Raw genomic sequence first — 20911 nt, forward strand, 5'->3', positions numbered from 1 at the left:
CAACGGGCGACAACAGGTTAACTGTAAGGTTATTACGGATTCACAAAGGTCTTTTTTACACGCTCAGCGCGGCGAAAATAGGGGGCGAAAAGCGCAGCCGCCAACAGCGGAAACAGCAGCTGGCGCACGGCCAGGCCGTCAGAAACCGGTGAAAATGCAAAGGCTTTCAGCGCCAGGAGCACCGAGATAAGCAGCCAGATAATATAGTGTTTCGGCACGCTTTTACGACGCTTGAAAAAAGCGATGGTCAGCCAGAGCGTATAGTACCACATCGCGATAGCGCAGGCGAAGGAGATAAACCACAGGGCAATATTCAGGGTATTCTGAGCCGTCAGGTTTTTTAAGGCCTGCGGCGTGATAAGGGCCGTGGAATAGAGCAGCAGCGCCAGCGAGGCGCTTAATAATGCCACCAGCAGCCAGGCCAGCGGGGCAATTAACCAGCCTCCGATTCTTTCTCCAGATGTTGGCGTCATTTTGTCTCCCGTAAATCAGCGCGAAAAGGGGTCAGGCCGTGAAGCCGGGCGTGAGTATATAACATTTCGCGCCGATGGCGACCCTTCAGAGCACATAGCGCCAGACCGATTTCGGCACCTCGCCGATATTGTACAAACGGCCGCCGGAAACCAGCTCCGCGCGACGATGATCCGCAGCCCGATACATCTTGATAATCTCCTGGCTATCGGTCAGGGTGTAGTTAAGGTGATCAAAGAGTTTTTCAAGATTCTCAAGGGAACTAATTTTGCGAAACTTTAATAAATAGTCCTGAACGGTCATTAATACGCTTCCATATAAAAGTAAGTCATACCCGCAGGGTAATTCGATTGAATAATAATCGGATAAATGAATAACAAACGGAGTGCCGAAAGGCACATTTTTTGTTGGATTAAACCGGCGCCTTGTGGCGCCTGGCATGAAGGTTATCGCTGTTCAGACAGGCTGGCAATAACGAGCAGGCCTGCGGCAGAGCAGCTTACTTCGGATGGGCTACCTGGACAGGCTCAGGGGGATGATAGTTGTCGATATGGCTGGCGACGCCCAGCAAAATGACGGAGATCCCTAATACAATCCAGCCCGCTAATTCAATGATCCGATTGATGATTGCAGTCATAATTCTGTTGTCATTTGTCCATAAATACAGAAGATAAATGTTACAGTGGGGTCGCGCTGTCGACAAGGGCTTTGCACAGGGATTTAGTCTGATAATTTAGTAAGTTATGAAGATGTAATAAAACCATGAGACAACCCCTGTGGGTGAATGAGATGCCACGCGGTTGCGTCAACCACCCTCCTGGCGTAAAAATCGGCTCAGGAGACGACGAGAGGCGAAGAGATGAGTGAAAATATCCGAGTAGGATTAATAGGTTATGGGTATGCCAGTAAAACGTTTCACGCCCCGCTGATTGCAGGCACGGCGGGAATGACGCTGGCGGCGGTCTCCAGTAGCGATGCGGCAAAGGTACAGGCGGACTGGCCGGGCGTGCCCGTTGTTTCTGAACCAAAGCATCTGTTTAACGATCCTAATATCGATTTAATCGTCATACCGACTCCGAATGATACCCATTTCCCGCTGGCGAAAGCGGCGCTGGAGGCGGGAAAACATGTGGTGGTCGATAAGCCATTTACCGTGACGTTGTCACAGGCGCGTGAACTGGACGCGCTGGCGAAAAGCCTGGGACGTCTGCTGTCGGTATTCCATAACCGCCGACGTCTGCTGTCGGTATTCCATAACCGCCGCTGGGACAGCGATTTCCTGACGGTGAAAGCGCTGCTTGAGGAGGGCATTCTGGGCGAAGTGGCTTTCTTTGAATCGCACTTTGACCGTTTCCGTCCGCAGGTGCGCGACCGCTGGCGCGAACAGGCGGGGCCGGGCAGCGGCATCTGGTACGATCTGGCGCCGCACCTCCTCGACCAGGCCGTCAATCTTTTTGGCCTGCCGGTGAGCGTGACGGTGGACCTGGCGCAACTTCGCCCGGGTGCACAGGCAACAGATTATTTTCACGCCATTCTCAGCTACCCGCAGCGTCGCGTGGTGCTACACGGCACGCTACTGGCGGCGGCTGAATCGGCCCGCTATATCATCCATGGCACCCGCGGCAGCTACGTCAAGTATGGCCTCGATCCGCAGGAGGAGAGGCTGAAAAGCGGCGAGCGGCCGCCCCAGCAGGAGTGGGGTTATGACATGCGCGACGGCATTCTGACGCGTATGGAAGGGGACGAGCAGATCGAGGAGAGCTGGCTCACGCGGCCGGGCAACTACCCGGCCTATTATGCGGCGATCCGCGATGCCCTTAACGGGGTGGGAGAAAACCCGGTACCAGCAAGCCAGGCGATACAGATTATGGAGCTGATCGAGCTGGGCATTGAGTCGGCAAAACAGCGGGCAACGCTCTCCCTGGCCTGAGATGAAGCGGGTGGCGCGCTGCGCCACCCGGCCCCTTAGCTGCGGGCGACCTTATCACGCAACGCCTGCTTCTCAGCGGGCGTTAAGAACGCCATCTCCAGACCGTTAATCTGCGCCTGACGGATCTGCTCCCGGCTCAGTCCTGCCTGCGGTGCGGCGATATTATATTCATGAATAATGTCGACCCCCTGTACCGCTGGATCGTCGGTATTCAGGGAGGCCAGCACTCCATGCTCGAGGAACGTTTTAAGCGGATGCGCCGCCAGCGACGAAACGGTGCTGGTCTGAATATTGGAGGTGAGGCAGGATTCAATACCGATACGCTGCTGTGCCAGGAAATCCATCAGCGCGGGATCTTCCACCGCCTTCACACCGTGGCCGATGCGTTCGGCGCCCAGCTCACGAATTGCCTGCCAGATGCTCTCCGGGCCCGCCGCTTCCCCCGCGTGAACCGTGATATGCCAGCCAGCGTCGCGGGCACGATTAAAGTGCGACAGGAAGAGGCTGCCGGGGAAGCCCAGCTCGTCGCCCGCGAGGTCGATGGCGGCGATCCTGTCGCGATGGGCGAGAAGCGCTTCCAGCTCCTGCAGGCAGGCTGATTCACCAAAGGTGCGGCTCATAATACCGATCAGGCGGGCCTGAACGTCGAACGCGGCGCACCCCTGGCGAACCCCTTCGATAACGGCTTCCACCACACCGGCAACCGGCAGACCGTGGTTCATCGCCATATAGCCCGGCGAAAAGCGCAGCTCAACGTAGTGCAGGCCGTTGCGTGCCGCGTCTTCAATATTTTCAAACGCCACGCGGCGGCAGGCATCCAGCGTTGCCAGTACCTTTACGCCCCAGTCGAGTTTACTCAAAAAATGCACCAGATCCGGCTCGCTGGCGGTGACCTGCACGTGAGGGATAAGCGATTCAAGGCTCTCTGCCGGGAGGGGTAAATTATACTGGCGGCCAAGATCGAGGATGGTTTGGGCGCGGATGTTGCCGTCAAGATGACGATGGATATCGGTCAGGGGAAGGCTTAAGTCAATCATGGTCGCACTCTTTTTTGGTTACAGTGCGCCATATTATAAAAACATTTCACGGTAAAAATCTATTTGCGCAATAGAATAATCCATTGCGCAAACGGATCAGCGCAACGCGTTAATAGCCGCAATCAGCCGCTGCACCCCCTGTTCAAGTTTGCTGCGCGGACAGCCCGCGTTCAGGCGAACAAATCCTTTTCCTTCAACGCCATAGGTCGTTCCCGGCATGATGGCCACTTTTTGCCGCTCAATCAGCTCTTTTTGCAGCGCTTCGTCGTTAATCTTCAGCGGGCGAAGATCGATCCACGCCAGATAGGTCGCCTCTGGCGGCTGCCAGTTAAGCTCAGGGAAAGCGGCGTTAAGCTGCTCTGCCACGTAACGCAGATTCGCCTCCAGGTAGTGACGCAGCGCGTCAAGCCAGGCTTCGCCCTGCTGATAGGCGGCAATATGGGCCACCAGAGCGAGCACCGAGGGAGAGGAGAGCCCGTCGCGACCCTTCAGCGCCTGCAGATAAGCGGCGCGGCTCGCGTCATCGCCTATCAGCCCGTACGCGCCGGTGAGCGCGGGAATATTAAAGCTCTTGGAGCCGGAGGTGAGCAGCGCCCATCTTCCCTTCGCCACCTCGCACCAGGGAATATGACGATGGTCGCCCCACGTCATATCCATATGAATTTCATCGCTGATCACCGCCACATTATGGCGGGAACAGAGATCCGCCATTGTTTGCAGCTCCTCGCGCGTCCAGACTTTACCGGTGGGATTTTGCGGGCTGCACAGCAGGAGCACCTTATTTTCCGGCCTGGCGAGGGCGGCTTCCAGCTTGCTCATGTCGCTAAACCAGCCGTTGTCGTTTTTTTCCATCGGCACAGGCACGAGGCGACACTGGTTGCCCTCCACTGCTTTATAAAAGGCGTCATAGGCGGGGGTATGGATGACGATGCCATCCCCCGGTTTGGTCCAGATACGGACCAGTTCAGAAACCATATAGATAACCGACGGGCCATAAACGAGGCTCTCTTTATCAATATGGCTGTCGAAACGCTGTACAAACCAGCGCGCGACGGCCTGCAGAAATTCGTCATTCTTCCAGCGGCTGTAGCCAAAGACGCCATGACGGATACGTTCATGCAGCGCCTCAATGATGCAGGGCGCGGTGGCGAAATCCATATCTGAAATGGTAAAGGGCAGCAGATCGGCTGCGCCAAAGCGGTCCGCAACGTAGTCCCATTGCGTGCACCAGGTACCGTGGCGATCTACCGTGCGCGAAAAATCAAACATACTCGTTCCTTTAAAGAGAGGCCCCCTTACGCAAAAGGGGGCGAATCATCAGGCTTCCACCGTGCGCATCAGGGTGGCCATTTCATCTTTCACCGACTGGACCTGCGGGCCAATGACCACCTGCAGGTTGTGCTGGTTAAGCTGTACCACGCCAATGGCGCGGTTGGCCTTAAGGGCGTTGGTGTCCACCCGCGACATATCTTTCACCGACAGACGCAGGCGGGTGATGCAGTTATCCAGCGTGGTAATGTTCTCCGCGCCGCCCAGCGCCGCCAGAATCGCCGGTACATTGTAGCCGGACTTGCCGGTCGGGCCGGCAACCACCTGCTCAATGTTGCTGGCGACATCGAGGTCACGTCCCGGCGTTTTGAGGTTAAAGCGGGTAATGGCAAAGCGGAAGATGCCATAGTAAGCCGCAAACCAGACGGCGGCGACCACCGGGACCATATACCACCTGGTCGACAGGCCATGCAGGATGCCGAACACCACAAAGTCGATCACGTTGCCGTCGGTGTTGCCGATGGTAACGCCCAGCACGGCCATGATGGTAAAGCCCAGACCGGTGAGCAGCGCATGGATAACATAGAGGACCGGCGCCACGAAAAGGAAGAGGAACTCCAGCGGTTCGGTGGTGCCGCCCACCACGCAGGCGATAACGCCGGAAATCAGCAGTCCTTTAATTTTATGACGGTTTTCTGGGCGCGCGCAGTGATACATCGCCAGTGCCGCGCCCGGCAGGCCGCCCAGGAAGGCGGGCATTTTACCCTGCGACAGGAAGCGGGTGGCGCTTTCCGCAAAACCGTGGGTGGTCGGGCAGCTGAGCTGCGCCTGGAAGATAGTCAGCGCCCCGCTGACGGTATTACCGCAGACATCCATAGTGCCGCCCGCTTCGGTAAAGCGGATCAGCGCCACCAGGATATGGTGCAGGCCGAACGGCAGCAGCAGACGTTCGCCGGTGCCGAATACCATTGGCCCAAATTCACCCGCGCTGTTAATGGCATGCCCCAGCCCGTTAATGCCCATGGCAAATACCGGCCAGATCAGCGGGATGGCCAGACCGACCAGCCCCATCACCACGGTAGTGATAATCGGCACAAAACGGGTGCCGCCGAAAAAGGCCAGCGCATCGGGCAGGCGGATAGTGTGGAACCGTTCATGCAGCAGCCAGACGATCACGCCGGCAATCACCGCCCCGAGAATACCGGTATCAATCGACTGGATACCGAGAATACTCTGGATGTTGTTGGCCTTCAGGATAGCCGCATCGGTGGTGGGCAGAATACCTTTGGCGGTCAGCCAGAAGTTTACCGCCAGGTTCATCACCGCGTAGCCGACAAAGCCGGCAAAGGCCGCGACGCCCTTGTTTTCACGCGCCAGCCCCAGCGGAATGGCGATACAGAACATCACCGGCAGGAAGCTAAAGGCGAATGAACCGACCTTGCTCATCCAGATAAAGATCGCCTGTAAAAAAGGGGTATTGAGCGCCGGGATCAGGGTGGTGACATCGTGGCTGCTGAGTGAGCTGCCGATGCCGAGCATAATGCCGCAAAAAGAGAGCAGAGCGACCGGCAGCATAAAGGTCTTGCCAAGCTGCTGGAAAAACTCCCATAACGTGATTTTTGGTGTAGTTTTGGCCGTCATAAAACGACTCCTTATAGGGTTAAGGCTGTGTCATACTAACGGAACGAGAAGATAAAACGTTTTATCAAACTTTAGTGCGCACCCGGTCACATTATCGAACAAAGCCAGACGGTATAACTGTAACCGCCAGATAAAACGTTTTATCAAAAGTGTGAAAGCAGGAGCCTGCCAGTTCTATGGCAAATGAAAAAAAGATAACGATCAACGATGTAGCACTGGCGGCAGGGGTGTCGGCCAGTACCGTGTCGCTGGTGCTGAGCGGAAAAGGGCGCATCTCGTCGGCTACCGGTCAGCGCGTCAACGAGGCGATCGAGCAGCTGGGGTTTGTGCGCAACCGGCAGGCCGCCGCGCTGCGCGGCGGGCAGAGCGGGGTTATCGGGCTTATCGTGCGCGATCTCGCCGCCCCCTTTTATGCCGAACTCACCGCCGGATTGACCGAGGCGCTGGAGGCGCAGGGGAGAATGGTCTTTCTGCTCCACGGCGGCCGTCAGGGAGAGCATCTCCTGCACCGGCTGGAGACGCTGCTGAACCAGGGCGTCGACGGGATAATTATCGCGGGTGCCTCTGGCGTTGATGTTGGCCTGTGCGAACGTGCGGCGCAGAAAGGTGTTCCGCTGCTCTTTGCTTCGCGCGCGAGTTATCTCGACGAGGCTGATACCCTGCGTCCCGACAATATGCAGGCGGCACAGATGTTAACCGAACACCTGATTCGCCGGGGTCATCAGCGCATCGCCTGGCTGGGGGGGAAAAGCTCGTCGTTAACGCGTGCCGAGCGCGTTGGCGGCTACTGCGCCACGCTGCTGAAATATGGCCTGCCGTTTCACAGCGACTGGGTGGTGGAGTGCGATAACAGCCAGAAGCTCGCCGCCGAAGCGATCGGTGCGCTGCTGCGCCGTAACCCCACCATCAGCGCGGTGATCTGTTATAACGAGACCATCGCCATGGGGGCCTGGTTCGGGTTATTACGTGCCGGTCGCCAGAGCGGCGAAGGGAGCGTGGAGACCTTTTTTGAACAGCAGGTGGCGCTCGCGGCCTTTGCGGATCTTCCCGAAAACACGCTGGACGACCTGCCTATCGTCTGGGCCGTCACCCCGGCCCGTGAGATGGGCTATATGCTGGCGGACCGGATACTGCAGCGTATCGAAAAAACAGAGACGCCGCTGGGGCAGCAAATCATGTCAGCGCGGCTGGTCAGGCAGAAATAGCAGGGGGCGTTGTCAGGTTCAGCGCGGCGATAAGGCGCGCGCGAAAGCGTTTATCGCGCTGGTAAAAGAGGACGACCGGGTTGCGGCGGCGCATCGGCCGTTTCCGGGATGGGGCATATCATGCAGCGCGAGAGTGGCTATGGCTGGGTACCCGCGCTCTACGGGCCTAAGCCGCAATTGACAAGCCTTACATGCGTTACACCGTAACGCAGAACGGTTAAACTCGTATTGAGCACAAGCCTCTGGGGCTAAAACAAAAAGGTCAAAAAAAAGCCCCTCAAAGAGGGGCTTCGTTGCTTACTGTTGCGGTACAACCGGCGCGGCCGGCTCGGTCGGTTCAGGCAGACCTAACGTCGGCATGCCGAACATACCGACAAACTCTTCCAGCGGCATTTTCTGGCCGTTGAGCGTCACTTGGCCGTTGCCATACTGCAGGCTGGTGCCAATGACGTTATCCTCAAGGGTGGTGATGCGGAACATCTGGCCCATTGCCGCCAGCCCTTTCACCTGCTGTGAAGCCAGCTTTTCCGCGTCGTCTTCGTTATAACCTTCCAGCTTCGCGATCTGGGTCATCAGCTCAGTCGCCATATCCACCGGAACGGCCAGTTTGCCGTCGAGGGATTTGACGTTACGATCAAGCTGCTGCGCCAGCGTCTGCGGCGCTTCGGTGGTCGCGGCAGGATCTTTCAGGAAAAGGGAGAGGTTAAAGGTGGATTCGCCTTTGCTGTTTTTCCAGCTCAGCGGCGCCACGGTGATCACCGGCTCGCCCTTAAGCAGGACAGGCAGATTGCCAAAAAAGGCCTCCATCGCTTTTTGCTGGTAGAGCTCCGGGTTTTCCATCAGCGTCTTATCGGCGAGCAGCGCCTGGCTTTGGGCGCGATACTGCTGGCTGAACTGATGCCAGGCCTGACCGTCAATATTGCCAATCTTCAGGGAGAGCTTACCGCTGCCCAGATCCTGGCTCTGCACCTTCAGGCTTTTAAGGCTATAGTCGAGCTGGCTGTTGATGGTTTTGCCATCTTTTGCGATGTCAGACTTACCGTCCAGATCCATCCCCTCCAGCACCGCCATCTCTTTGCCTTCAATGGCGATAGCCACTTTATCGAGGGATATTTTCTGATCGCCGATGCGCTCGTCAAAGCTGGTCAGGCGGCTGTTGCCGTCAGCCTTCAGGTTATTGAAGGTTAGCTGCACTTTCTGGTTATATTCGTTAACCGCGTTCACCAGGCCGCTCTGCGCCTCGCCGGTCAGTTTAAAGACGTTGCCATCTTTGTCTGCATCCAGCTGGAAATTACCGCCGCTGAACGCCACTTTCTCGTCACCGTTTTCATAGTTCAGCGCTTTCAGATCGATATCCGAGCGGGTATCGCCGCCATAGGTGATACGGGTATTGGCCTCAAAGGGGGATTGGCCTTTGGCTAAATCAAAGAGCGGTTTTGACGCCTCGGTATTTACCAGGGTGGTATTCACCGATGCCATAGAGGGGATCAGGTTGAATTTTTTCAGCTGCGCCAGCGGGAAGGGACCATGATCGACCACTTCGTTCAATACCACGCTCTGCCCCGGCTTCAGCCAGCCCTCCTGGCTGCCGGCGACCGATTTCACCACCAACTGCAGGTGGCTGCGGAACACGCCGCGCTGATAGTTCTGATAGCTCAGCTCCAGGCCCGCCTCTGGCGCGGTGCGTTTCATCTCGCTATTCGCCTGGGCCACCATTTCCGCCATGCGGGTTTCCAGTTGTTTACCGGTAAACCAGGCCGCACCTGTCCATACCACGCCTAAGGCGACAATTACGCTAACCGCTACGACAGACTTTTTCATCATGTTTATCCATAAAATGAAACAGGCGGTCAGACCGCCTGGAGGAGTAAAAAGGCTATGAATAGCTTAGCAAAAGTTGCTGTAAAATTCAGTAGATGACTAAATCTTGTTAAAAACTCTGGCCAGGCGGCCCGTACCGCTTACAGTCACCGGCGACTCGTCCGCGCCAATAAATGCCGATTCACCCGCTTTCAGCTGCAGCCGGGTGTCATTCTTGCTGAGCGTGGCTTCGCCTTCCACACAAAAGAGAATAGCCGCGCTCGTCTGCGCCAGAGATTCTTCTTTATCGGAGAGCTGATGCAGGGAGAAGGCAAAATCGGCCACCGGAATCGGAAAGTCGAGTTCTGCACCGTTCTGCACCGGCTGGGTGAGCAGCTCGCTGGCGGGTTTCGCTTCAAATTTCACGTTAGCGACCAGCTCCGGAATATCGATATATTTCGGCGTCAGGCCGGCGCGCAGTACGTTGTCGGAGTTGGCCATTACCTCCAGCGCCACCCCCTGCAGATAGGCGTGCGGCGTTTCGGCAAAGAGGAACATCGCCTCGCCGGGATTGAGCTTCACCACGTTCAGCAGCAGCGGCGAGAAGAGACCGCTGTCGTCCGGGTAGAACTTCGCGATCAGGCGAATGGTCTCCCACGGCTCGCCCGTCTCTTTATCCAGCGCCGCCTGGAGGATCGCCAGCGCGCGGGATTTCTCTTCCCCCTGCATGTTGAGCAGGCTGGCAAAGAGCTGGCTTAAACGTTCCGCATTCGGATTTTCGAGGAAATGGGCGATCGCCTGATGCGCTCCGGCCACCGGCTGCAGCAGGGAGACAATCTGCGAAAACTCGCGGAAAGCGTTCATCGCCAGGAAGGGAGTCAGCGCAAAGACCAGCTCCGGCTTATGGTTGGGATCTTTATAGTTACGCTCTGCGGCATCCAGCGGGATACCCGCCGCGTTCTCTTTGGCAAAGCCGATTTCGGAGGCTTTTTTATTCGGATGGACCTGGATAGAGAGCGGCTGATCGGCGCAAAGCACCTTGAACAGAAACGGCAGTTCCCCGAAACGCTCCGCGACCTGCGCGCCAAGCAGACGGGTTTTATCTGCCTCGATCGCTTCGCGCAAAGAGCGCTCGCCGCTGGCATCGGTAATCTTTGAGCTGCTCTTCGGGTGAGCGCCCATCCACAGCTCCGCCATCGGCAGCTGGTCCGGATTGGCGATCCCGTAGAGTTCCGTTAACGCAGTTTGACTTCCCCAGGCGTAGTTCTGCACTGAGTTAATGAGTTTTTGCATTATCAAGCCCTGTTTTCAATGTGGAATAAACTGCGGGTATTAAAGCAATAAACCGGGCGGAAGTAACCTGCGCATGCAAAAAGTCGTACTTGTCTCAGTTTTTGTTAAAAAATTGTGTAGGATATGCTGACTCGCTTTTAAGCAGGGCAACGGAACATCTGCCTGAACAGAAATCAGCAATGTCGTAAGTGAGAGAACAATGTCAAATAAACCCTTTCATTATCAGGATCCTTTTCCGCTGGCGAAGGATCGCACCGAATACTATCTGCTAACCCGTGACCACGTCTCTGTCTCTGAATTTGAAGGTCAGCCGATCCTCAAGGTTGAGCCGCAGGCGCTTACCTTACTGGCGCAGCACGCCTTCCACGACGCCTCCTTCATGCTGCGCCCGGCGCACCAGCAGCAGGTAGCGGATATCCTCAGCGACCCGCAGGCGAGCGAAAACGACAAATATGTGGCGCTGCAGTTCCTGCGTAACTCCGATATCGCCGCGAAAGGCATTCTGCCTACCTGCCAGGATACCGGCACCGCCATCATTATGGGTAAAAAAGGCCAGCGCGTCTGGACCGGCGGCGGCGATGAAGCGGCGCTGGCGCAGGGGGTCTATAACACCTACACCCAGGATAACCTGCGCTATTCGCAGAATGCGCCGCTGGATATGTACAAAGAGGTGAATACCGGCACCAACCTGCCGGCGCAGATCGATCTCTACAGCGTTGACGGTGAGGAGTACAAATTCCTCTGTATCGCCAAGGGGGGCGGCTCGGCAAACAAAACCTACCTCTGGCAGGAGACGAAGGCGCTGCTCACCCCGGGTAAGCTGAAAAACTACCTGGTAGAGAAGATGCGCACCCTCGGTACCGCAGCCTGCCCGCCATACCATATCGCTTTTGTCATCGGCGGCACCTCGGCGGAAAGCACCCTTAAGACCGTCAAGCTCGCCTCGACCAAATACTATGACGAACTGCCGACCGAAGGGAATGAGCACGGCCAGGCCTTCCGCGATCTGCAGCTTGAGCAGGAATTGCTGGTGGAGGCGCAAAACCTCGGTCTTGGCGCGCAGTTTGGCGGGAAATATTTCGCTCACGATATCCGCGTGATCCGCCTGCCGCGTCACGGCGCCTCCTGTCCGGTGGGGATGGGGGTCTCCTGTTCTGCGGATCGTAACATCAAGGCGAAGATCAACCGCGACGGCATCTGGATCGAAAAGCTGGAGGATAATCCCGGCAAATATATCCCGGAAGCGCTGCGCAAGGCGGGCGAGGGCGAGGCGGTACGCGTTGACCTGAACCGGCCGATGAGCGAGATCCTGGCACAACTTTCGCAATATCCGGTCTCTACCCGCCTGTCGCTGAACGGCACCATTATCGTCGGGCGCGATATCGCCCACGCGAAGCTGAAAGAGCGGCTGGATAATGGCGAAGGGCTGCCGCAGTACATCAAGGATCACCCGATCTATTACGCCGGTCCGGCTAAAACACCGGAAGGCTATGCCTCCGGCTCGTTAGGCCCCACCACCGCCGGGCGCATGGACTCCTACGTCGATCAGCTGCAGGCTAACGGCGGCAGCATGATTATGCTGGCAAAAGGCAACCGCAGCCAGCAGGTGACGGATGCCTGCCATAAGCATGGCGGCTTCTATCTGGGCAGCATCGGCGGCCCGGCGGCGGTACTGGCGCAGGGCAGCATTAAGAGCCTGGAGTGTGTGGAGTACCCGGAGCTGGGTATGGAAGCTATCTGGAAAATCGAAGTGGAAGATTTCCCGGCCTTTATCCTGGTGGATGACAAGGGGAACGACTTCTTCAAACAGATCCAGTCCTCTCAGTGCTCGGCATGTGTGAAGTAAGATAAAAAGCCGGGTGGCGCAGCCGCCACCCGACATAGCAAGAGCGCACAAAGCGCCATGCAGTAATGTATAAGCCATCAATACTTATCTCTTTAACGTGTGAGCAACCCCCTTCATTGTTATCAAGGAGAAAGTAATGACCACGGTACGCCAGGAAAAAGATTCTATGGGCGCCATCGACGTCCCGGCCGATAAGCTCTGGGGAGCGCAAACCCAGCGCTCGCTGGAACATTTTCGTATTTCTACCGAGAAAATGCCCGTCGCGCTGATCCACGCGCTGGCCCTGACCAAACGCGCCGCCGCGCAGGTGAACCTCGATTTGGGGCTGCTCGAGGCGGATAAAGCCCGCGCCATCATTAACGCCGCCGATGAGGTGCTGGCGGGAAAACATCCTGAGGAATTTCCTCTCGCCATCTGGCAGACCGGTTCCGGCACCCAGAGCAATATGAACATGAACGAGGTGCTGGCCAACCGCGCCAGCGAACTGCTGGGCGGCGAGCGGGGAATGGGGCGCAAGGTGCACCCCAACGACGATGTGAACAAGAGCCAGAGCTCCAACGACGTCTTTCCAACCGCCATGCACGTTGCGGCGGTGATTGCCCTGCGCGAAGCGCTTATTCCTGAGCTAAAGGTATTGCAGCAGACCCTGCAGGAGAAAGCGGAGGCCTTCCGCGATATCGTGAAAATTGGCCGCACCCATCTGCAGGACGCCACGCCGCTCACCCTCGGCCAGGAGATTTCCGGCTGGGTGGCGATGCTGGAGCACAATCTGAAGCATATCGACCAGAGCCTGCCGCACCTGACGGAACTGGCGCTCGGCGGTACGGCGGTGGGGACCGGGTTAAACACCCATCCGGAGTATGCGGTCCGTGTGGCAGAGGCGCTGGCAAACATCACCGGGCAGCCGTTTGTGACCGCGCCAAACAAATTCGAGGCGCTGGCGACCTGCGATGCGCTGGTACATGCTCACGGGGCGCTGAAGGGGCTGGCAGCGTCGCTGATGAAAATCGCCAACGACGTGCGCTGGCTGGCATCCGGTCCGCGCTGCGGCATCGGGGAGATCGCTATCCCGGAAAATGAGCCGGGCAGCTCTATTATGCCGGGCAAGGTTAACCCTACCCAGTGCGAAGCGATGACCATGCTCTGCTGTCAGGTCATGGGCAACGACGTGGCGGTCAATATGGGCGGCGCCTCCGGTAACTTTGAACTCAACGTCTATCGCCCGATGGTGATCCACAACTTCTTACAGTCGGTGCGCCTGCTGGCGGACGGGATGGCGAGTTTTAACGAACACTGCGCGGTCGGTATCGAACCGAATCGTGAGCGCATCAGCCAGCTGCTGAACGAGTCGCTGATGCTGGTCACCGCCCTGAATACCCATATCGGCTATGACAGGGCGGCGGAAATTGCCAAAAAAGCCCACAAGGAGGGGCTGACGCTGAAGGCCTCGGCGCTGGCGCTGGGCTATCTCACCGAAGCGGAATTTGACAGCTGGGTGAGGCCGGAAGCGATGGTCGGCACGCTGAAATAGTCACTCTGCCACGTAGAGGTGCAGCCGCGGAATAATCGGCCGCAGCGGCTGCGCCTGTGGCTTATAGCGGTGCTGAATATTTTCCGCATCGTAATTGAGCAGTTCGCCGATATCGGGAATAACCGCGCCCTGATCCGCCTCGTAGAGCGCAATAAGCGGCGTGGGACAGGCGTACTGCACCTGCTTTTGCTGCCCCGAATACCAGACGCGGGCCACTGGCTGCACCTTCACGGGCCGCTTGATCTTGAGCCGGGTTCCCTCCGGCAGGGCGGCAATCTGCTGATATTCCGCCTCCAGCCGCTCGATCCACTGTTCACGCGACCAGGGCGCGACGGCGCGCGGCGCCTTCAGGCTTTTTTCCAGCATCGCCAGCACCTCGTCGCGGGTCAGATTCTTGATGATGTGCTTATTGGCCCAGCCAAAGCGCAGCGTGGCGGGATGGCGCAGCACCGTCAGCGTGCGGTAGGCGTTAAGCGTGATAAGCCCCGGCAGCTGGCGGTGTACCCACTCAAAACGGGCCGCGGGGGGCAGGCCGGACTCTTCGGTAACGATCTTCTCAAATTCCGCCTTAAGCGTGTTGATCCGCGCGATCTGCGCCTCCAGCTGCTCGCGCGTGGCGACGTCACACTGCAGGCAGATGACCCCCGGCAGACGCACGGCGGCTTTGCTGCTGCGGTTTTCCGACTGCTGCTGGATAAAGAGGTGGCGGTAATGTTGCAGGGTTAAAGCCAGCGCTTCGCGGCTCAGATGCTGTTTAACCTCGATGGTGTTCAGCGGATCGTGCTCCGCCCCCTTAACCACCTCCGGCAGCGTGAAGACGCGCGCGGCCAGCAGACGACAGCGCTGAAGCGCGTCGGACAGACCAGCCAGCTCCTGTTCCATCTCCCTGAAGGTGGAGTTTAAGCGTTCAATAAGATCGTAAGCGGCCATAGCACACCTTTTAGTTACAACATACTTAATTTATAGCACGCTTTTGCGAACCAGACCATCCTGCCACCACAAAAAGGTCAGGCAGGGGAAGGGAGGGCGATCTGATGATAAACCGGCCAGCTAAAGCAAAATCGCGCCCCGCCGGAGGCGCTCTCTTCACAGCTCACCCTGCCGCCCATCGCCTGGGCGATGGAATGGACAATAGCCAGCCCCAGCCCGCATCCGCCGGTGGCGCGGTCGCGGCTGGGATCGAGACGCACGAATGGCTCAAACACTCGCTGACGCTCTGACGGGGCGATACCGGGGCCGTCATCTTCCACCCAAAGCGTTGCCTGCGCCCCTTCAAGACCCAGGCCGATATGCAGGGTTTGTTCGCTGTAGCGCAGGGCGTTATTCACCAGATTATCCAGCACACGCTCCATCAGCCGCATATCCAGCGCACCGTAGTCGCCGGGCTGCGTCTGCAGCCGCAGCGTGCGCTGTGGATTGACGCTCTGGACGTCATCAATGTAGCTCTGCAGCCAGGCGGGTAAATGGGGGGTGCTGAGCTTCAGTTCGTTTTGCGGGCGGTCGAGTCGGGCGTAGGTCAGCAGCTCCTCAATCAGCGCTTCCAGCTGGCCAATATCGCGATTCAGCGCCTGGGATTCTGCTTCGCTCAGATTCTCGCTCATCTCCAGCCGGTAGCGCAGGCGTACCAGTGGGGTGCGCAGTTCGTGGGCGATGCCGTCTATTAGCTGCTTCTTGCTGGCGATTAGCGCATTGATATTATCCGCCATCTGGTTAAACGCCACGCCGAGTCGTTTGAAGCTGGAGCCGCTGTCAAAATGTATGCGTTCGTTGAGATTGCCCTCGCCAAAGCGCTGGGCGGCGGCCTCGAGCCGTAGCATCTCCTGCCAGTGCGGTCGCATCCAGATAAATACCGGCAGCGCCAGTGAGATAGCGATAAAACCGAGGAGTGCCATATCCAGCAGCCGCATCTGGTGCAAAAAATAGAGATAGGGGACCGGGCCGACGGCCAGGACGTAATGGCTGCGCGGAATACGCTGGATAAAGGTGTATTTCTCATCCAGCGCCACGATCTCCCCGGCGCGCAGGCGCTGCATGGTCGGCGCGTCGAGAGCAAACTTCTTCAGCGGCTCGATACGCAGGTCAAACGACAGGTTCAAATCAAGCTCTTTTAAGGTCCGCGCCCAATCGTGGGGCGGGATCTCCCGCAGCTCGCTGCGCATCAGGTAGAGCGAGCTTTTCATCAAATCGTCAAGAGACTGCCGTCCGGCACGTTCGGCGGTAAATTTGTAGACCAGCCCGACCAGCATGGTCATCACCAGGAAGCAGGCGAACAGCAGCAGATAAAACTGCACGAACAGCTTTTTCATAAAGGTATCCGTTAGCGATTAGCTTTCCCAGGCGTGGGGGGCGAAAAGGTAGCCTTTATTGCGCACCGTCTTAATGCGAAACGGCTCCGTGGCGTTATCGAGCAGCTTTTTACGCAGGCGTGAAATCGCCACGTCCACGCTGCGATCGAGACCGTCATAGCTCACGCCGCGCAGGTTTTTCAGCAGGGCGTCGCGATCCATGATCTGTCCGGCGTGGGTGGCAAGCTCCCAGAGAAGATCGAAATCGGCGGTGGAGAGCGACACTTCCGCACCGCCCAGCATCACCTGCCGGTTGACAGGATCGATAGACAAGGTACCGAAGGTCATCACCTTATGCGGCGTCAGTGCCGGAGCGAACGCTTCGCCGCTGGCGGCGGCGTGCTGGCGCAGGTGCAGACGCAGGCGCGCAAGCAGCACGGCGGGGGGCGTAGTTTTAAGAATGTAGTCGTTCGCGCCCATCTCAAGCGAGAGGATGTGGTTCATATCGCTGTCGAGGGAGGTCAGGAGCACTATCGGGCCATTCCACTGGGCACGGAGGTCGCGACAGAGGGTCATGCCATCCTTGCCGGGCAGCATGATGTCCAGTAGCACCAGATCCGGCTGTTCGCACATAATCACCGCTTGCGCGCGGTCGCCGCGCGGCTCCACGATGACCTCCATATCATGCCTGCCCAGATAGGCGGCAATCAGCTGGCCAACTTCAGGTTCATCCTCAACAAAAACGATCTTGTTCATAGTGCTACTGTATTTGTAAAAAACGCCAACATACACCCTCTGACCTAAACCTTACATTAATCTTTTTTAAATCGGGCCGGGTTCCGTTATGCTGTGCGGAATTGTTATTTAGTTGTTACAGGGAAAAGCATGGGGCTGCTGCTCAAAGCTGCGCTGGGTGCGCTGGTTGTCTTGTTGATTGGCATACTGGCAAAGACAAAAAATTACTATATCGCCGGGCTGATCCCGCTTTTTCCGACGTTTGCTCTTATCGCCCACTATATCGTCGCCTCTGAACGCGGCATTGAGGCGCTGCGCGCCACGATTGTCTTCGGAATGTGGTCAATTATTCCCTATTTCCTCTATCTGCTGTCGCTCTGGTATTTTACCGGCTTTCTGCGGCTGCCGGTGGCGCTGGGCGGAGCGGTGGTCTGCTGGAGCCTCAGCGCCTGGGTGCTCATCTTTTTCTGGAGCCGCTTTCACTAGCAGAGTGCGCGGCCGCCGTCGACGCCAAAGGTTCTGCCGGTGACGTAACAGCTGGTCAACAGATAGTCGGTAAGATCGATGATCTCCTTCTCGCCAGGGGCGATTTTCATCAGCGATTTATTCAGCGCCTTCTGACGATAGTCGGCATCGTCCTCGTCGTTAAACAAAATAAGCGAGGGGGCAATGGCGTTCACTTTCACTTCCGGTGCGAGCTTGCGGGCAAAGGAGCGCGTCATATTATCCAGCGCCGCCTTGCTGGCCGCATAGGCGATATGTTTCTCGCTGCCGCGCTCCACTACGTAGTCGGTAAAGTGGATGATGTCGCTGGCGGCGTGGCCGTGCCCGCGCAGCAAATCGCAGAGGGCGTGGTTGAGCAGATAGGGGGCATGGACGTGGATTTGCAGCATGCAGGAGAGCGTATCGCCGGGCGGTGTGCCCGGTTTTTCCGCCATCCAGGCGCTGGCGTTATGGATAATCGCTCTCAGCCCGCCGGTGATGGATTTAACCTGCTCCGCAAAGGTCAGAATCCCCTCATCGTCAGAAAAATCGGCCTGAATGCAGGTCGCCCCTGCCTCTCTTAGCCCCTCAATGGAGGGATACTCGCAGCGATAGCTCGCTATCACAGGCTGCTGTAGCGAGAGAAAGTGGTGGGCGAGGGCGAGGCCGATACGTCGGCCTGCCCCGGTAATCAGAATCGGGCGTTGCGGCGAATTTCCCATTGCGTTCTCCTTTTTACAGTAACAATGGGAAAGCGGGCGCTTATCCCATTAACATCCACGTTGCCGGCACGGCAGCAACCAGTAACAGGCCAATCACGATCCTTTCGCGATGCGTTAAGCCGGTTTTAAGCTGGTGCGAACGGCGAGCGTAGATAAAGACCAGCAGCCCGGGCGCGTAAAGCACAACCGAAAGCAGCAGATGCATCGGGCCGGAAGCATACAATAACCATAAGCCATAAATACAGGCTCCGATACCCACCCCATAATGAAGCGGGCGGGTGGCGATTTTTACCAGATAAGCGCCAACAAGGAAGTAGGGCACCAGAATCATCTCGGAGGCGATGGTTAACAGCGTGTTATAGTCCGAACCGGTCAGCCAGATAAGGATCAGGCAGATCTGCACGCTGGCATTGGTCAGCCACAGCGACGCCGAGGGCGCGTTATTCTTGTTCTGACGGGCGAACAGCCGCGGGAAGGCTTTATGAGTCGCCGCCAGAAAGGGGACTTCAGCGGCCATAATGGTCCAGCTCAGATAGGCGCCGCAGACGGAGACGATAAGCCCGGCGGCAATCACCACGTCGCCCCATGGCCCCATCATTTTCACCATCAATCCCGCCATTGACGGGTTGCGCATTTCCGCCAGCTCCGGCCTGGCTACAACGCCCAGCGAAAGCAGGGTAACCAGCAGATAAACGCCCAGCGCCGCCAGCACCGCCAGCAGCGTGGCGCGGCCGACGTCGCGTTTGTTACGGGCGCGGGCGGAGACCACCACCGCGCCCTCGACGCCGATAAAGACCCACAGGGTGATGAGCATGGTATTTTTTACCTGCTCCCAGACCGGTACGCCCAGTGCGACGCCGCTAAAGTCGAGGCTGAAGATGTCCAGACGAAACGCCATAATCGCCAGCACGATAAAGAGTCCCAGCGGCAGAAGCTTCGCCAGCGTTGCCACCAGGTTAATGCTGGCAGCGGTCTGCACGCCGCGCAGCACCAGCCAGTGGACGAGCCACAGCAGTAGAGAAGCGCCCACGATCGACTGCCAGGTGTTGCCATCGCCGAAGATACGCAGCGTCGGCGTGTCGGTAAAAAAACTCAGCGCCGAAAAGACGATAACCAGATAGGAGACGTTCGCGATCACCGCGCACAGCCAGTAGCCCCAGGCGGAACAAAAGCCAATCAGCTCGCCAAAACCTGCGCGGGCATAGGTAAAAATGCCACCATCCAGATCGGGGCGAATGCGCGTCAGCAGCAGCATGGCAAACGCCAGCAGCAGGATGCCGACGCCGGTAATCCCCCAGCCGATCAGCAGCGCGGCGGGACTGGCCACTTCTGCCATATTCTGCGGCAGGCTAAAGACGCCTGCCCCCAGCATGGAGCTTAAAACAAGCGCGGTTAAAGCGCTCAGGCCAAGTTTCTTTTCCATTGGCTTCCTGTTGTGAAAGGGGGTAAATCCCGAATAATTATTTTGCGTAAGCGCATAAAAATGGTGGGTTACGCTAAGGCGCGGAATTTTACGGAGTGTCAGGAACGCATGCAATGATATGTAGCAGAAATTCGAATAAATCGTTTAAAAAAGGCGGCCAGCGCCGCCTTTTTCGGAGTGATTACTTGTAAAGATCGGCACTAATGGTGATGTTGTTGCCCCGTTCCTGCCACTGACGGGTAATGTGATAGTATTTCGCCCCTTTCTTCGCGGCGCGCTTGGCGACCTGATAGGAGATCTCGGTCATGTTGCCATAGTTACCAGTGAAGGTGACGCTATCGAACGGTACCATCTGCGCCGCGGTGACTTTGTTCACCTCTTCAATTTTGGTGCCATCCGGTAAGGTGACAGTGTAACGTCCACCTTTCGATGCCTGGGTTTCAAAGAAACGACCTACTTCCATGCTCGGCGCTGCGCTGGTGGCGACCCCAGGGATCTCCACTTTCTTCGCCTCTTCCCCGCCTTTGGCTAACGCTGCACGTCCGGCTTCAGAATCAGCCGGAATGGCATCCGGGCTCTGCAGCACACGTTTTTTGGCGTCGGCTTTATAGATAAACGCGGTGATACGCTGGTTGCCGCCCTGGTTGGCATCAACCTGGCGCACAATATAGAAGGCGTAGGCCCCTTTCTCTTTCGCGGCTTTGGTGATGGCGTCGTTCACTTCCGGCTGGCTGCGGTAGAAGCCCTGCACGGTCACCGTGTCGAAGGGTTCAAGCTCAATGGCCTGATCCTTGGGCAGCTCCATCACGCCGTTGATGATACGGTTTTTAGGCGCATCCGCTTTTGGCGCATCTTCTTTATAGAGATCGGTGACCACACGTAAGTTGCCACCGCTGCCATAATCAGAGGTATCAACCACGTAAAAAGAGGCGGCGCCCTCTTTATCCGCACGACGTGAGGCCGCGTCCACGGCATCGCCAATGGAGTTGAAGCGACCGGTTATCACCACGCGGTCATAAGGTTTCAACGCTGCCGCTTGCTCCGGCGTTAACTCTGTCGCGGCGTTAGCAGACAGAGCGGTCGCAGAAAGGAGTGCGGACGCCAGGAGAGTGTTCTTAAGCTTCATAAAAATAATCCTTCGCCTTGCGCAAACCAGGTACTGGTGTTGTTGTTAATTTGAAAAGAAGCCGATTATGGCATTTAAACCTTACCGCTGTCTGCGCGATTTTTCACACAGGTG

General features: G+C 57.4%; 19 protein-coding genes. 5 read left to right on the plus strand and 14 right to left on the minus strand.

Annotation, left to right across the window (positions count from 1 at the left end; genetic code table 11):
- Nucleotides 1-32: 32 nt before the first annotated feature.
- From BN3796_RS13970 to blr, 3 genes are all read right to left on the minus strand, one after another.
- Nucleotides 33-473 carry a DUF2569 domain-containing protein gene (locus tag BN3796_RS13970; protein ID WP_061708968.1) on the minus strand — a complete coding sequence of 147 codons (441 nt, stop codon included), beginning with the start codon at nucleotides 471-473 and terminating at the stop codon, nucleotides 33-35.
- A gap of 85 nt (nucleotides 474-558) precedes the next feature.
- A complete protein-coding gene (gene ydgT / locus BN3796_RS13975) occupies nucleotides 559-774 on the minus strand; it encodes a transcription modulator YdgT (RefSeq protein ID WP_061708969.1) in 216 nt (71 codons plus the stop codon).
- 196 nt (nucleotides 775-970) lie between these two features.
- Nucleotides 971-1096: a division septum protein Blr gene (blr, locus tag BN3796_RS13980; RefSeq protein ID WP_187374040.1), complete on the minus strand. Its 126-nt coding sequence runs from the start codon at nucleotides 1094-1096 to the stop codon at nucleotides 971-973.
- A 234-nt stretch (nucleotides 1097-1330) separates the two neighbouring features.
- Between blr and BN3796_RS13985 the strand changes: the two genes are divergently transcribed.
- Entirely contained in the window at nucleotides 1331-2401 is a 1071-nt protein-coding gene (locus tag BN3796_RS13985; protein ID WP_061708971.1) for an oxidoreductase, read from the plus strand.
- Between the two features lie 35 nt (nucleotides 2402-2436).
- Here the strand turns inward: BN3796_RS13985 and add are convergent, their stop codons facing one another.
- From add to malX, 3 genes are all read right to left on the minus strand, one after another.
- Nucleotides 2437-3438 carry an adenosine deaminase gene (gene add, locus BN3796_RS13990; RefSeq protein ID WP_061708972.1) on the minus strand — a complete coding sequence of 334 codons (1002 nt, stop codon included), beginning with the start codon at nucleotides 3436-3438 and terminating at the stop codon, nucleotides 2437-2439.
- Nucleotides 3439-3534: 96 nt separating this feature from the next.
- On the minus strand, nucleotides 3535-4707 hold the full coding sequence (locus tag BN3796_RS13995) for a MalY/PatB family protein (RefSeq protein WP_061708973.1): 1173 nt from the start codon (nucleotides 4705-4707) through the stop codon (nucleotides 3535-3537).
- Nucleotides 4708-4755: 48 nt separating this feature from the next.
- Complete coding sequence (malX, locus tag BN3796_RS14000; protein WP_061708974.1) at nucleotides 4756-6348, minus strand: maltose/glucose-specific PTS transporter subunit IIBC; 1593 nt, start codon at nucleotides 6346-6348, stop codon at nucleotides 4756-4758.
- Nucleotides 6349-6524: 176 nt separating this feature from the next.
- On the opposite strand from malX, the gene BN3796_RS14005 reads away from it, so the two are divergent.
- A complete protein-coding gene (locus BN3796_RS14005) occupies nucleotides 6525-7553 on the plus strand; it encodes a Mal regulon transcriptional regulator MalI (protein WP_061708975.1) in 1029 nt (342 codons plus the stop codon).
- 297 nt (nucleotides 7554-7850) lie between these two features.
- Here BN3796_RS14005 and BN3796_RS14010 read toward each other — a convergent pair whose 3' ends face one another.
- Both BN3796_RS14010 and manA read right to left on the minus strand, forming a co-directional pair.
- Nucleotides 7851-9374 (minus strand): YdgA family protein, encoded by a 1524-nt coding sequence (locus BN3796_RS14010; protein ID WP_061708976.1) that lies wholly within the window; start codon nucleotides 9372-9374, stop codon nucleotides 7851-7853.
- A 99-nt stretch (nucleotides 9375-9473) separates the two neighbouring features.
- Nucleotides 9474-10646: a mannose-6-phosphate isomerase gene (manA, locus tag BN3796_RS14015; RefSeq protein WP_061708977.1), complete on the minus strand. Its 1173-nt coding sequence runs from the start codon at nucleotides 10644-10646 to the stop codon at nucleotides 9474-9476.
- 199 nt (nucleotides 10647-10845) lie between these two features.
- Between manA and fumA the strand changes: the two genes are divergently transcribed.
- Together fumA and fumC are read left to right on the plus strand one after the other, a co-directional pair.
- On the plus strand, nucleotides 10846-12492 hold the full coding sequence (gene fumA / locus BN3796_RS14020) for a class I fumarate hydratase FumA (protein ID WP_061708978.1): 1647 nt from the start codon (nucleotides 10846-10848) through the stop codon (nucleotides 12490-12492).
- Nucleotides 12493-12628: 136 nt separating this feature from the next.
- Nucleotides 12629-14023 carry a class II fumarate hydratase gene (gene fumC, locus BN3796_RS14025; RefSeq protein WP_061708979.1) on the plus strand — a complete coding sequence of 465 codons (1395 nt, stop codon included), beginning with the start codon at nucleotides 12629-12631 and terminating at the stop codon, nucleotides 14021-14023.
- Here fumC and tus read toward each other — a convergent pair whose 3' ends face one another.
- The 3 genes from tus to rstA form a co-directional block, all read right to left on the minus strand.
- A complete protein-coding gene (gene tus, locus BN3796_RS14030; RefSeq protein WP_061708980.1) occupies nucleotides 14024-14953 on the minus strand; it encodes a DNA replication terminus site-binding protein in 930 nt (309 codons plus the stop codon). It lies immediately after the preceding gene.
- 77 nt (nucleotides 14954-15030) lie between these two features.
- A complete protein-coding gene (gene rstB, locus BN3796_RS14035; protein WP_061708981.1) occupies nucleotides 15031-16329 on the minus strand; it encodes a two-component system sensor histidine kinase RstB in 1299 nt (432 codons plus the stop codon).
- Nucleotides 16330-16347: 18 nt separating this feature from the next.
- Nucleotides 16348-17064, minus strand: a complete 717-nt coding sequence (gene rstA, locus BN3796_RS14040; protein ID WP_061708982.1) for a two-component system response regulator RstA — start codon at nucleotides 17062-17064, stop codon at nucleotides 16348-16350.
- Nucleotides 17065-17193: 129 nt separating this feature from the next.
- Here rstA and BN3796_RS14045 point away from each other — a divergent pair, with 129 nt between their 5' ends.
- A complete protein-coding gene (locus BN3796_RS14045) occupies nucleotides 17194-17529 on the plus strand; it encodes a GlpM family protein (RefSeq protein ID WP_061708983.1) in 336 nt (111 codons plus the stop codon).
- Here the strand turns inward: BN3796_RS14045 and folM are convergent.
- The 3 genes from folM to ydgH form a co-directional block, all read right to left on the minus strand.
- Nucleotides 17526-18248 carry a dihydromonapterin reductase gene (folM, locus tag BN3796_RS14050; protein ID WP_061708984.1) on the minus strand — a complete coding sequence of 241 codons (723 nt, stop codon included), beginning with the start codon at nucleotides 18246-18248 and terminating at the stop codon, nucleotides 17526-17528. The two genes, BN3796_RS14045 and folM, sit on opposite strands and share 4 nt — an antisense overlap.
- Before the next feature lie 40 nt (nucleotides 18249-18288).
- Nucleotides 18289-19671 (minus strand): amino acid permease, encoded by a 1383-nt coding sequence (locus BN3796_RS14055; RefSeq protein WP_061708985.1) that lies wholly within the window; start codon nucleotides 19669-19671, stop codon nucleotides 18289-18291.
- Between the two features lie 181 nt (nucleotides 19672-19852).
- Nucleotides 19853-20797: a DUF1471 family protein YdgH gene (ydgH, locus tag BN3796_RS14060; protein ID WP_061708986.1), complete on the minus strand. Its 945-nt coding sequence runs from the start codon at nucleotides 20795-20797 to the stop codon at nucleotides 19853-19855.
- Between the last annotated feature and the right edge of the window lie 114 nt (nucleotides 20798-20911).

It is taken from the genome of Pseudenterobacter timonensis, assembly GCF_900021175.1.
GTDB classification, from domain to species: Bacteria; Pseudomonadota; Gammaproteobacteria; order Enterobacterales; family Enterobacteriaceae; genus Enterobacter; species Enterobacter timonensis.

Excerpts from the sequence above, each read along its gene's own strand:
- BN3796_RS13970 (WP_061708968.1), bottom strand. The coding sequence starts at position 473 with ATGACGCCAACATCTGGAGAAAGAATCGGAGGCTGGTTAATTGCCCCG.
- ydgT (WP_061708969.1), bottom strand. The coding sequence starts at position 774 with ATGACCGTTCAGGACTATTTATTAAAGTTTCGCAAAATTAGTTCCCTT.
- BN3796_RS13985 (WP_061708971.1), top strand. The coding sequence starts at position 1,331 with ATGAGTGAAAATATCCGAGTAGGATTAATAGGTTATGGGTATGCCAGT.
- add (WP_061708972.1), bottom strand. The coding sequence starts at position 3,438 with ATGATTGACTTAAGCCTTCCCCTGACCGATATCCATCGTCATCTTGAC.
- BN3796_RS13995 (WP_061708973.1), bottom strand. The coding sequence starts at position 4,707 with ATGTTTGATTTTTCGCGCACGGTAGATCGCCACGGTACCTGGTGCACG.
- malX (WP_061708974.1), bottom strand. The coding sequence starts at position 6,348 with ATGACGGCCAAAACTACACCAAAAATCACGTTATGGGAGTTTTTCCAG.
- BN3796_RS14005 (WP_061708975.1), top strand. The coding sequence starts at position 6,525 with ATGGCAAATGAAAAAAAGATAACGATCAACGATGTAGCACTGGCGGCA.
- BN3796_RS14010 (WP_061708976.1), bottom strand. The coding sequence starts at position 9,374 with ATGAAAAAGTCTGTCGTAGCGGTTAGCGTAATTGTCGCCTTAGGCGTG.
- manA (WP_061708977.1), bottom strand. The coding sequence starts at position 10,646 with ATGCAAAAACTCATTAACTCAGTGCAGAACTACGCCTGGGGAAGTCAA.
- fumA (WP_061708978.1), top strand. The coding sequence starts at position 10,846 with ATGTCAAATAAACCCTTTCATTATCAGGATCCTTTTCCGCTGGCGAAG.
- fumC (WP_061708979.1), top strand. The coding sequence starts at position 12,629 with ATGACCACGGTACGCCAGGAAAAAGATTCTATGGGCGCCATCGACGTC.
- tus (WP_061708980.1), bottom strand. The coding sequence starts at position 14,953 with ATGGCCGCTTACGATCTTATTGAACGCTTAAACTCCACCTTCAGGGAG.
- rstB (WP_061708981.1), bottom strand. The coding sequence starts at position 16,329 with ATGAAAAAGCTGTTCGTGCAGTTTTATCTGCTGCTGTTCGCCTGCTTC.
- rstA (WP_061708982.1), bottom strand. The coding sequence starts at position 17,064 with ATGAACAAGATCGTTTTTGTTGAGGATGAACCTGAAGTTGGCCAGCTG.
- BN3796_RS14045 (WP_061708983.1), top strand. The coding sequence starts at position 17,194 with ATGGGGCTGCTGCTCAAAGCTGCGCTGGGTGCGCTGGTTGTCTTGTTG.
- folM (WP_061708984.1), bottom strand. The coding sequence starts at position 18,248 with ATGGGAAATTCGCCGCAACGCCCGATTCTGATTACCGGGGCAGGCCGA.
- BN3796_RS14055 (WP_061708985.1), bottom strand. The coding sequence starts at position 19,671 with ATGGAAAAGAAACTTGGCCTGAGCGCTTTAACCGCGCTTGTTTTAAGC.
- ydgH (WP_061708986.1), bottom strand. The coding sequence starts at position 20,797 with ATGAAGCTTAAGAACACTCTCCTGGCGTCCGCACTCCTTTCTGCGACC.